Origin of the sequence: Flavobacterium sp. 90, assembly GCF_004339525.1 — a bacterium.
Lineage (GTDB): Bacteria > Bacteroidota > Bacteroidia > Flavobacteriales > Flavobacteriaceae > Flavobacterium.
Genome location: NZ_SMGE01000001.1, coordinates 2,122,176 through 2,134,802, shown reverse-complemented (window position 1 = coordinate 2,134,802; position 12,627 = coordinate 2,122,176). Strand labels below are relative to the sequence as shown.

Below are 12,627 nucleotides of genomic sequence, written 5' to 3'. Positions count from 1 at the left end.
AAATCTGCGAGAGAAATTATAGCATTTTCCAATTAAAGAAAATCTGTGACAATCGATTTAATCCGTCAAATCCGCGGGCTAAACTTTACAAATTCAATACAAAATCATTCAATAATTTTTCTTCGTATTTCTCTTTATTGAATGTATACAAATAAGATCCTTTTCGGGAGGACTGCATGTCTTTTTCGTCTAGTTTATTCAGGATTTCTAAAGAATTAATTTTGCTGATAAAGTTTCTTTTGTCTAATTCCTTGCTTAAAATTGCTTCATACAATTCAAGTAATTGACGCATTGTGAATTTCTCCGGCAACAATTCAAACCCAATAGGTTTTATTGAAGTTCTGTAACGCAATCTTCGAATGGCGTGATCTACCATTTCGTTATGGTCAAAAATTAAGTTTGGCGCATCGGAAATACTAAACCATTGTGCGTGGTAATTTTTTATTAATTCGGTATTATGATTTTCGATATTAATTAATGCATAATAAGAAACCGAAATGGTTCTTTCGACAGGATCACGATCAATTTCACTGTAAGCATATAACTGCTCCATATAAATATCGTTCAAACCTGTATATGTATTCAAAATCCTGATAGCAGCATTGTCTAATACTTCATCACGTTTTAAGAAACCACCAATTAAGGACCATTTTCCTTTTTCGGGTTCGAAATCTCTTTTGATTAAAAGTATTTTTAAACCTTCATTATCGAATCCGAAGATGATGCAATCTACTGCTAATAAAGCCTTGTCTGCAGAGCTATAACTGTTTAGCATATGTTTGTTTTTATTGGTAAATATATAAACTTCCTAATTCGTTTCATAATTTTATTAATGTATATTATACACTTAAAATAATAAAGAGATAACTTAATGTTAAAGAAAGTCATTTATTGATGCGTTAAAAAATCATAAATTTTCTCTTTTCAAACGTTTTCGCGACGAAATTAAGACGTTTTTTATAATAAAAGGCTAAATCAGTACCAAAAATTAACGAAGTAAACAGGATTTTTTTTACAAGACTATTCTTTTTTTGGTAATAAAAAAGTCATTAAAGGCTTCATTTTTAAGTTTTTTGATTTTTTTTCTAAAGCTGTAAATTTTGATTAAAAAGTTGCTTTTTAGCTAAAAGTGTAATTTTTACACAAATTACATTCAAAAAAGACTATTTTTTTGAAAATTATATTATTTTTTAAATGTTGTTTTCACACTTAATTTATGGTATGCGTTTTTTTTCCTCCTTTTTTTTGCCATATTAATTTGTTTTTGAGGTTTTTTTTTAGTTAAATTTACAAATGTAAAATTAACACTTATAATTATACACTAACCAACTTAAACAAACCAGTATGATAACAAACCAACGATTATTTTTTTATTGCAATTTTTTATTGCCAAAAAAAGAATGGCTTTTAGCATTAGTAATGCTATTATTTTCCGTTAATCAAATGTCGGCTCAAGGCAAAGTGATTAGCGGAGTTGTTACCTCGGCGTCAGACAAATTGCCTTTGCCGGGAGTTAATATTATGATCAAGGGAACAAAAACAGTTGCAGTAACTGGTTTTGATGGAGAGTATTCGATTAAAGCATCTGCAAATGATGTCTTAATCTTTTCATTTATAGGATTTCAAAATAAAGAATTAGCAGTAAACAATCAATCTAAAGTAGATGCAGTATTAAGTGAAGACACTAATAAACTGAACGAAGTAGTAGTTATTGGTTACGGAACACAAAAGAAATCAGACTTAACAGGATCTGTAAGTGTTGTAAATCTGGAATCGGCTAAAAAAACGGTTACTTACGATGCTGCAAAAATGCTTCAGGGGCAGGTTCCGGGAGTTACGGTTCAATCATCTGGAGAACCGGGAGGATTTGTAAATATCAAGATTAGAGGTATAACTTCTTTCAGTAATAACAATCCTCTTTTTGTTATTGACGGTATTATGGTTGATGCTCCTTATGATTTTGCACCGGGAGAAATTGAATCTATGCAGGTTTTAAAAGATGCATCTTCGGCAGCTATTTATGGTGTTCGTGGAGCAAATGGAGTTGTAATTATTACGACTAAAAAAGGAAAAGCAGGTAAATCTGAAGTTAAATTCAAATCTATCGTTGGACTTCAGAATGTAACTAAAAAATGGGATGTAACAGACCGTTTAGGATATCAGCAAATTACGAGCGAAGCAGAAAGAAACAGAGACATCAGAGCTGGAGTTCCGGTAAGTATTGCTCCTGGAAATGATCCTACAAGTCCTTCTTATATTACAAATGTAAACACAGACTGGCAAAAAGAAGCGCTTCAAACAGGTGTTATACAAAATCAGACATTGACATTTACTGGTGGTGCAGAAAGTATTGCTTACAGCTTTAATATTGATTATTTCAAGAATACGAGTTATGTAAAAACACCACAGGATTATGAGAGATTATCAACAAATTTGAATTTGAATGGTAAAAAAGGAAAATTCAAATACGGCGCAAAAATCGCTTATACACAATCTGATAAAGAGATTTTTAACGAATATAATGCAGGACAAACTGTAATTAGCGACATTTTAAACGCGGTACCAACCATGCCAGTTTATGATGCGAATAGACTTGGAGGTTACGGAGGTACAGATAATTTGACTCAAAGAGCGATCTCGATGAACCCAATTGGGTACAACAATTTGATTACTAACAACGGAAAAAGAAACCGTTTTATTGGAGACGTTTGGGGAGAATTTGAGATTGTAAAAGGTCTTAAATATAAGTTGGATGTGAGTTATGACAGAACAGACTGGGAAAATAGAAAATTCATTCCGCCAAGTGATTTAGGCTGGTATTATATTACTACAAATGACGAAGCATCTCTAGATGTAACTACCGGAAATGAGTTAAGAACGTTCCTGAATAATTTATTGACTTACGAAATCACTCTTGGAAAACACAAAATCGACGCTCTTGCAGGATGGATTCAGGAAAAAAGAGATAATCATAGTTATACTCAAAGAGGTGTAGGTTATACTCCGGGAGAAATTCCAATGCTTCAATATGCTGATGCCAGAAATGCAAGTGAATATAAATTTACTATTACAGGAGTATCATACATTACAAGATTAAATTATTCTTTTGATGACAGATATTTGTTACAGGCAAACTTCAGACAAGACAGAACATCGCTTTTCAGCGAAAAAAATAATTCTGCAAACTTCTACTCTTTCTCAGGAGGTTGGAAAATTAGCAACGAAAAGTTCTTGCATTTACCAAGTTGGGTAAGTAATATCAAACTTAGAGGAGGTTACGGAACATTGGGTAACAATACAATTCCGCAATATTTCTTTGCTTCAACAGTAAACAGTTTTGCAGGTTATGATTTTAATAATGCGCTTGCTCCTGGAACAACTGTTGTTGCTGCGCTTGATCCTAATGTAAAATGGGAAAAAACAACCAGTAAAAACATTGCACTTGAATTAGGATTTTTTAACAATGACTTACAATTTACAGGAGAATATTTTATAAAAAAATCAACTGATTTATTATTGGGAGTTCCATTGCCATTTTCTACAGGAGCATTTCCGGCAAATATCACGACAAATGCAGGAGATATGGAAAATCATGGATTTGAGTTTACAGCTTCATACAGCAATCACCATAATAAATTCAAGTATGATATTTCTGGTAACGTAGGAACTTTGAGAAATAAAATTACCAAAATTGGTGTTAACGGAAATCCTATTTACGGAGCAGTTTCAAAAACAGAAGTTGGCAGATCAGCAGGAGAACTTTTTGCTTGGGAAGCGATTGGAATTTTTCAAAACGCGGCTGAGGTTGCAGCTTCGCCAAAACAAACTGGTGCAGCGCCTGGAGACGTGAAATTTAGAGATGTAAACGGTGACGGAATCATTACTGATGCAGACAGAACTTTTCAGGGAGTATCTATTCCTAAATATGGTTTTGGGTTGAATTTCAGTGCTTCTTATGAGAATTTTGACTTCTCAATGTTCTGGCAAGGTAGCGGCGGAAATAAAGTTTTCAACGCAATGTACCGTAATTTAATGGCAGGACAATACGGAAATCACAGTACAGATGAGTTGAACTATTGGACTCCAACAAATACAAATACAAATGTTCCGGCTCCGGTAATTGGTGATCCTAACGGAAACGGAAGAGATTCTAACAGATTCATTGAAAGCGGTGATTACATGAGATTGCAAACAATGGAATTGGGTTTCAATATTCCGATGAAGGATAAATTTATCCAAAAAGCAAGAGTATATCTTAATGGACAAAACTTGTGGACTATTACAAAATACAGCGGATATGACCCTGATTTTAATAGTGACGGATTAATTTCAAGAGGATACGATGCGGGATCTTTCCCTAATCCAAGAACAATTTCTCTAGGAGTAGAAGTAAATTTCTAAACCGGTTTAACCAATTAAAAATGTATTAAAATGAAATATAAAATATATAACTATATAGCAGTTTTCTTTTCACTGGCTGTTTTAACAACAAGCTGCGTTGATAATGAAGATTTGACCCAACTAGACCCAAATAATAATGCAGTCGATTCGTTTTGGAAAACAGATGAGGATGCAATCCAAGGAGTAAATGCCGCTTACGGAAGTTTATTGACAGATGGAACCTACATGAGAAGTACACCATTATTACTAGACGCAAGATCTGATGATGCACGTACAAACAGCCCTTGGGGATCGATGTACAATGCAGGACATTTTAACTCAAACGTAGCCGATGCTTCAATTTACGGTTGGGCTTATGAAACATATTACCAAGGGATTTACCGCGCTAATCAGGTTTTAACAAATGTACCGGGAATTCAATTTGCAGACCAGGCGCTTAAAAACAGAATATTAGGACAAGCTTATTTTTTAAGAGGATTGTATCTTTTTCATGCTGTAAACATGTTCAAAAATGTTCCGTTACCAACAGAATTAGCCGTTTATTATCCGCAAAAAACACAAGCAGAAGGTTGGGCACAAGTAATTGCAGATTTTAAAGCTGCAGCTGAATTATTGCCAACTTCATACAGTGGAGTTTCAGGACTTGATGCTGGTCAAAAAGGACGCGCTACTAAAGGTGCAGCATTAGGATATTTAGGAAAAACGTATTTGTTTATAAAGGATTTTACAAATGCAAAAACAACATTCAAACAAGTTATCGATTTGGGAGTTTACTCTTTAGTTTCAAACTATCGTGACAACTTTACAACAGCCAATGAAAACAATTCAGAATCTCTTTTTGAAGTACAATTTAGCAGAGATGCAGGTGGAGTTGATTTAGGTTGGGGAGGAGCTCCGGCATCAGGTTGGGGAAAAACTTCGGCAAGAGCCATAACTTATGCGCCAAGAGCTTTTGGATGGACAGACGTTCAGCCTTCATGGGCATTGTTTAACGAATTTCATGACGAGAAAACGAAAACAGGAGAACTTGATCCTCGTTTAGACGCAACAATATTTTATAATAAACCAGGCGGAATGAAATTATACGGACAAGATTTTGCTACTTTCTATGCTAAAAGTCCGGGAGATTTAAACGATATATTCTGTAGAAAATATCAAAATTCAGATGGTGAATTTGCAAACGAATACGACTGGCGTTCCGGAATCAACGAGCGTTTGTTGAGATATGCAGATATTCTTTTAATGTATGCAGAAACGTTAAATGAAACAGGAGATACTCCGGGAGCTTACGGATATATTCAAATGGTAAGAAACAGAGTTGGTTTGCCAGAGTTATCAACAGCAAAACCAAATATGACTCAGGATCAAATGAGAGAGCAAATTGGTCACGAAAGATTCTTAGAATTTCCACTAGAAGGACACCGTTTTGATGATATTCGTCGTTGGGGATGGTTAGAAAATACTGCAAAATTAGCTTGGCTAAAAGCAAGAGATGCAGAGTTTAATTCTTATACAGCAGGAAGAGAATATTACCCAATTCCGCAATTAGAAATGGATAACAATCCTGGAACAAAACAGAACGACAGTTATTAAGTTTTAGTCTCAGTTTTCAGTTTCAGTGCAGACTGTGACAGTAAACTGAAAACTGAGACCGAGACTGAAAACTAAAAATATATTTGAATTAGTTATTTAATATCATGTGGAGGCTTTAAAATCTTCACATGATATTATCTTAAAAAACAGCATGAGATTACAATGAGATAATATTAACACATCACTAAAAATTAGAACAAATGAAAACAATTATAAGTTTGGTTTTATTAGCAGTATTATTAGTAAGTTGTCAAAATGAAGATGTCATAAATCCTTCATCAGAGAGTGCGGCTGCGGTTGCAGAAACTCAAAATTCTCAAATAAAAAATTCAACAGCAAAAACAGTTACAGGAACCGTTCCTTCGCACGATCCAAGTACGATTGTAAAAAGCGGAGTCAATTATTACGTTTTTACAACAGGCGATAATATTCCAATGACCTATTCTACAAATTTAACGACCTGGGCATGGGGAACATCAGTATTTAGTTCAACGCCAAGTTGGATTACAGGATATGTTCCGGGATTTGTAAAAACATTTTGGGCGCCAGATGTAGCGTGGTTCAATAACCGTTGGAATATGTATTATTCTTGTTCCACTTTTGGTTCTGCAACATCTGCGATTGGTTTAGTAACTGCACCTTCAATTTCGCAAAGTGCAGGAACAAACTGGACAGACAGAGGCGTTGTAGTTTCTTCGTCTTCCTCTTCGGATGTAAATGCAATCGATCCTTCAATTTTGGTAGATGGTAGTAATGTTTATATGGCTTATGGTTCCTGGCATGCAGGAATCGGAGTAATCCAAATAAATCCTTCAACAGGAAAAACAACAGGAAGCAGAACAATCGTTGCCGGTGGAAACAGTGCAAGTTGGGAAGCTCCTTGTTTAATCAAAGAAGGAAGTTATTATTATATGTTCGTCAACAGAGGCACTTGCTGCAATGGTGTAAACAGCACTTATTATATTGTAGTGGGCCGTTCAACAAGTCCGTTTGGACCATTTGTCGACAAAAACGGAACAGCATTAACAAACGGTGGCGGAACAACTGTTTTAGCCGCACAAGGAAATTATATTGGACCTGGACATTTATCCAGAATCACAGGAACTCAAAAAGGATCTGTTCATTATTATGATGGCGCAGATAATGGAAATCCAAAACTAGAAATTGTATATTTTACATGGGCGTCAGGATGGCCTACACTTTCTTATTAAAAATACTATTCAGAGGAAAGTTACACAAAGCTTTCCTCTTTATTACTTATAAAACACATTATGAAAAAAGCACTTTTAATTACATTTCTTATAACCATTTGTAATCAGGTTAGTTTCGCTCAAGGCGGAGTTACCGTAGTAACTATAAAAAACAATGCAGATGCACCAACGATTAATAAAAACATTTATGGACATTTTGCAGAACATTTAGGACGTTCTATTTATGGAGGTTTTTTTGTGGGAGATACATCGAAAATTCCGAATACAAAAGGAGTTAGAAATGATATTGTTAAAGCTTTAAAAGAATTAAAAATTCCGAATCTAAGATGGCCTGGCGGATGTTTTGCCGATACTTATCACTGGAAAGACGGAATTGGTCCACAACAAGAAAGACCTACAATTGTAAACAAATGGTGGGGAGGAGTAACAGAAGATAACAGTTTTGGAACTCATGATTTCTTGAATATGTGCGAACTTCTTGGAGCAGAACCATATTTATCAGGAAATGTTGGAAGTGGAACCGTTCAGGAATTGGCTGATTGGGTTCAGTATACAAATTTCAGCGGTAAAAGTCCGATGAGTGATTTGCGTAAAAAAAACGGAAGAATAGAACCTTGGAAAGTTAAATTCTGGGGAATTGGAAATGAAGCTTGGGGTTGCGGAGGAAATATGACAGCAGAATATTATGCAAATGAATACCGCAAATATGCAACCTTCATGTCAGATTGGGAAAATACAGGCGGAATTACTCGCATCGCTTCAGGATCAAACAGCGCCGATTATAATTGGACAGAAGTTCTAATGAAAAACATTCCGATCAATATGTTAGGCGGAGTTGGAGTGCATCATTATGCTGTAATTGATTGGGCCAAAAAAGGTGACGGAGTAAACTTTACCGAAGACGGATATTTTCATACTATGCAATCGGCGCTAAAAATGGAAGAATTGGTAACGAAACATTCTGCTATAATGGACAAATACGATCCGGAGAAAAAAGTAGCCATGATTGTAGACGAATGGGGCGCTTGGTATGAAGTGGAGCAAGGAACAAATCCTGGATTTTTATATCAACAAAACACAATGAGAGATGCAGTTTTGGCTGGAGCAACACTTAATATTTTCAATAATCATGCTGATAGAGTTCGTATGGCAAATCTTGCACAATGTGTAAATGTTTTGCAAGCCGTAATTCTAACAGACAAAGCAAAAATGATTACAACGCCAACGTATCAAGTCATGAAAATGTACAGCGTTCATCAGGATGCAAAATTATTACCGGTAAGTTTCCAATCGCCATTGTATACATTTAATGGAGAAACACTTCCTGCAGTTTCAGCTTCGGCATCAAAAGACAAAAGCGGATTGGTTCATATTTCGTTAGTAAATGTTGATGCAAAAAATAAAAATACAATCGAAATTGATGTAAAAGATCTGGGTGTTAAAAACTTCACAGGAATAGTTTTAACATCGGCAAAATTACAAGATTACAATTCATTCGATACTCCAAACAAAATTGTACCAACAGTTTTTAAAGGTTTCGAAAACAAAAAGGGAAAACTTGAAATTACAATTCCTCCATTTTCAGTAGTTGTTTTGGAAGGAAAATAAAAGATAAAAAAGATGAAAAAATCAAATTCAATTATAAAAATCATCTCCTATATTGGATTGATTTTACTTGTTTTTGTTGCAGGAAGTTGTTCCAAAGACGATCCTGCAACAGAAACTACAACTCCGCCAGTAGTTGTTGTACCGCCAGTGGTTACGCCAACTTTTCCGGGACCAACATATGCGGATAATTATACTTCAATATCAGGTTGGGGAAGTAGAGCACAATGGAATTTAGCGAATGTGCACGATCCATCAGTAGAAAAAAGTGGTGAATATTATTATATGTATCAAACCGATGCTTCTTATGGAAATTCAACTGAAGGACACGGACATTTTTTCTACAGAAGATCAAAAGATTTAGTCAATTGGGAATTTATGGGGCCATCAATGACCGAAGCTCCGGCTTGGGTAAAAGATTCCTTAAATAATAAAAGAGCCAGAATGTCTCCTGCATTGCCGCCAATTACGAATCCTAATTATGGATATTGGGCACCTTGCGTTCGAAAAGTAGGTAACATTTATAGAATGTATTACAGTATTGTGGTTACAAATCCAATTGTTGGAACAGACACGAATACTTCTTGGTCAGAGCGCGCTTTTATTGGCTTAGCCGAAACAAATGATTTGGCTTCAAACAATTGGGTTGACAAAGGAATGGTTGTTTGTTCTGAGCCAGACGGCGTAAAAAGTTACGTTAGAAACGGAGGAAATGATTGGGATGCTTATTTCAAATTTAATGCGATCGATCCAAGTTTTATTCAAACTCCCGAAGGCGATCAGTATTTAATTTACGGTTCATGGCATTCCGGAATTGCAGCTTTAAAACTGAATCCAACAACCGGAAAACCAGATCAACTAAAAACAATTGATGATTATGGAGTTCGTATCGCTGGGCGCGGAAACGTAAATACAAACCGTTGGCAAGCACTCGAAGGACCGGAAATTATCTATAATCCGGACACACAATATTATTATTTGTTCTTGGCTTATGATGAATTATCGGTTGCTTACAATACACGTGTTGCTCGTTCAAAAAGTATTTTAGGACCGTATCAAACCATCAGCGGAATGAGCATTACAAATGGAGCAGAATGTTTCCCGATGGTAACACATCCGTACTCTTTTAAAAATCACACAGGTTGGGTTGGAATATCGCATTGTGCCGTTTTCCAAAATCCGGATACGAAGCAATGGTATTATGCATCGCAAGCACGTTTACCCGAAGGAGTTCCGGGAATTGCAGTTTCAAATGCAGTTATGATGGGACACGTTCGCGGCATTCAATGGACAGAAGATGGCTGGCCGGTTATCGATCCGGAACGTTATGCAGCTGTACCGGCAACAACAATTGTCGAAGGAAGTTTTGTTGGAACTTGGGAACAAATAACCATGAATTATCAATACAAAACCATTCAGAAATCAGTAACGCTTTATCTAACTGCTGACAAAAAAGTAAGCGGCGACGCAAATGGAACTTGGTCGTACGACAGCACTAAAAAAATCCTAACCATAAACGGCGTAAAATGTAATGTATCAGATGCCTGGGATTGGGAATTAGGAACAAGAAAAGTAACATTAACTTACTCAGGATTGACAGGAACAGGATTACCAGTTTGGGGCAAGAAAATTAATTAAAGATAATGCTACAGATTATAGGGATTAAAAAGATTATAAAAAAGAAATCAATTTAATCTGTGAAATCTGTGGCAAAAAAAATAAAAATGAAAAAGTTATTTACAAGTTTATTTGTTTTGCTTTTATCGATTGCGGGAACTTCCCAATCGATAAAGACAAATAATCCAATAATAAAAGATCAATATACAGGAGATCCTGCGGCATTGGTTTACAAAGACAAAGTGTATTTATATGCCGGTCATGACGAAGCGCCAAACGATTTTAATTTTTATAAAATGAATGAATGGGTGGTGTATTCTTCATCAGATATGAAAAAATGGGAATCACATTCTGTACCTTTAAAAGTAACCGATTTTAAATGGGCAAGAGGCGATGCGTGGGCTTCTCAGGTAATCGAAAGAAACGGAAAATTCTATTGGTACGTAACCGTTCATCACGGATCTATAGAAGGAAAATCAATTGGAATTGCGGTTTCGGACAGTCCAACCGGACCTTTTAAAGATGCTTTAGGAAAGGCCTTGATTACAAACGACATGACCAAATTTACCGACATAAGCTGGGACGATATCGATCCAACGGTTTATATCGATAACGATGGACAAGCTTATTTGTTTTGGGGAAATACTTCTTGCCATTATGCCAAATTAAAAGAAAATATGATCGAACTTGACGGACCAATTCATCATATAGATTTACCACATTTTACCGAAGCGCCTTGGATTCATAAACACAAAGAATGGTATTATTTATCCTATGCGTATGAGTTTCCGGAGAAAATTGCCTACGCGATGAGTAAATCGATTAAAGGACCTTGGGAGTTTAAAGGAATCCTGAATGAATTAGCAGGAAACAGCAATACAAACCATCAATCGATAATAGATTTTAAGGGACAATCGTATTTTATTTATCATAACGGAGCATCACAACCAAACGGAGGAAGTTTTAGAAGATCTGTTTGTGTAGACAAATTATATTATAACAAAGACGGAACAATGAAACGAGTGATTATGACATCTGAGGGAATTCAGTAGTTTTTTAGTTTTCAGTCTCAGTTTTCAAAATAATAGAACAAATTTTCACCATATAAGTTATATAAGTTCATTTAAAACTAAGTTTTGAAAAACTTATATGGTTTAGAAAAGTTTGAGGTCACATTTTACAATTTACATTTCACAAACAAATCACTTATATGATTTATAAAAACATAAAACAGGCATTTTCTATATTAATCTTCTTGATTGGTTCAGTTTCATTTGCGCAGGAAATAGTCGTTCACGATCCGGTTGTCATCAAACAAAAAGACACTTATTATTTATATTGCACCGGAAATGGAATCAGCGTTTTTAGTTCGAAAGATTTAAAAAACTGGAATCCGGAACCACAGGTTTTCAAAGACAAACCCGTTTGGGCAGATGGCGTTGCGGCAGATTTCAAAAACCACATTTGGGCGCCGGATATTTCGTTGCATAACAATGTATATTATCTGTACTATTCGGTTTCGGCTTTCGCCAAAAATACTTCGGCGATTGGCGTTGCGACCAATACAACTTTAGATCCAAAAGACAAAAAGTACAAATGGGTCGATCAGGGAATTGTCATTCAATCCCAACCAAACCGCGATATGTGGAATGCTATCGATCCGAATTTAATCTTTGATGAAAATAATACTCCTTGGTTATCTTTTGGTTCATTTTGGGAAGGATTGAAATTAGTAAAACTAAATCCCGATTTAAAATCAATTGCTCAGCCACAAGAATGGCATACGATTTCGAAGCGAAAAAGAACCTTCGAATTAGCAGATTCAGACCCTGGAGATGGCGCGCTTGAAGCTCCTTTTATTTTTAAAAAGAATGGATATTATTACCAATTTCTTTCTTGGGATTTATGCTGTCGCGGAGAAAAAAGCACTTATAAAGTGGTTGTTGGAAGATCTAAAAATGTAACCGGACCTTATGTTGATAAAGACGGAAAATTATTGACAGAAGGCGGCGGAAGCATTGTAGTTCAAGGCGATGAAAATTACTTTGGCGTGGGCCATAATAGCGCTTATACATTTGATGGGAAAGATTACATTTTCTATCACGCTTACGAAAAGAAAACCAACGGAACTCCAAGATTAGTAGTTAGAGAAATGCTTTGGGATGCAGATTTGTGGCCCGTTTTAAAATAGAATATCCAA

Annotated in this window: 8 protein-coding genes; 7 read left to right on the top strand and 1 reads right to left on the bottom strand. The window is 35.6% G+C overall.

Features of this window, described 5'->3' with window-relative positions:
* Positions 1 to 85: 85 nt before the first annotated feature.
* Positions 86 to 775: an NUDIX domain-containing protein gene (locus tag C8C83_RS08600; RefSeq protein WP_121327828.1), complete on the bottom strand. Its 690-nt coding sequence runs from the start codon at positions 773 to 775 to the stop codon at positions 86 to 88.
* A 569-nt stretch (positions 776 to 1,344) separates the two neighbouring features.
* Between C8C83_RS08600 and C8C83_RS08595 the strand changes: the two genes are divergently transcribed.
* From C8C83_RS08595 to C8C83_RS08565, 7 genes are all read left to right on the top strand, one after another.
* On the top strand, positions 1,345 to 4,401 hold the full coding sequence (locus C8C83_RS08595) for a TonB-dependent receptor (protein WP_121327827.1): 3,057 nt from the start codon (positions 1,345 to 1,347) through the stop codon (positions 4,399 to 4,401).
* A gap of 30 nt (positions 4,402 to 4,431) precedes the next feature.
* The gene (locus C8C83_RS08590; protein ID WP_121327825.1) at positions 4,432 to 5,994 is read left to right on the top strand and encodes a RagB/SusD family nutrient uptake outer membrane protein; all 1,563 of its coding nucleotides are present in this window, start codon (positions 4,432 to 4,434) and stop codon (positions 5,992 to 5,994) included.
* Between the two features lie 200 nt (positions 5,995 to 6,194).
* On the top strand, positions 6,195 to 7,205 hold the full coding sequence (locus C8C83_RS08585; protein WP_121327823.1) for an arabinan endo-1,5-alpha-L-arabinosidase: 1,011 nt from the start codon (positions 6,195 to 6,197) through the stop codon (positions 7,203 to 7,205).
* Between the two features lie 60 nt (positions 7,206 to 7,265).
* A complete protein-coding gene (locus C8C83_RS08580; RefSeq protein WP_121327821.1) occupies positions 7,266 to 8,813 on the top strand; it encodes an alpha-L-arabinofuranosidase C-terminal domain-containing protein in 1,548 nt (515 codons plus the stop codon).
* A gap of 12 nt (positions 8,814 to 8,825) precedes the next feature.
* A complete protein-coding gene (locus C8C83_RS08575; protein ID WP_121327819.1) occupies positions 8,826 to 10,448 on the top strand; it encodes an arabinan endo-1,5-alpha-L-arabinosidase in 1,623 nt (540 codons plus the stop codon).
* Between the two features lie 86 nt (positions 10,449 to 10,534).
* The gene (locus C8C83_RS08570) at positions 10,535 to 11,479 is read left to right on the top strand and encodes a glycoside hydrolase family 43 protein (protein ID WP_121327817.1); all 945 of its coding nucleotides are present in this window, start codon (positions 10,535 to 10,537) and stop codon (positions 11,477 to 11,479) included.
* Positions 11,480 to 11,637: 158 nt separating this feature from the next.
* Positions 11,638 to 12,618: an arabinan endo-1,5-alpha-L-arabinosidase gene (locus C8C83_RS08565; protein WP_121327815.1), complete on the top strand. Its 981-nt coding sequence runs from the start codon at positions 11,638 to 11,640 to the stop codon at positions 12,616 to 12,618.
* Positions 12,619 to 12,627 lie beyond the last annotated feature (9 nt).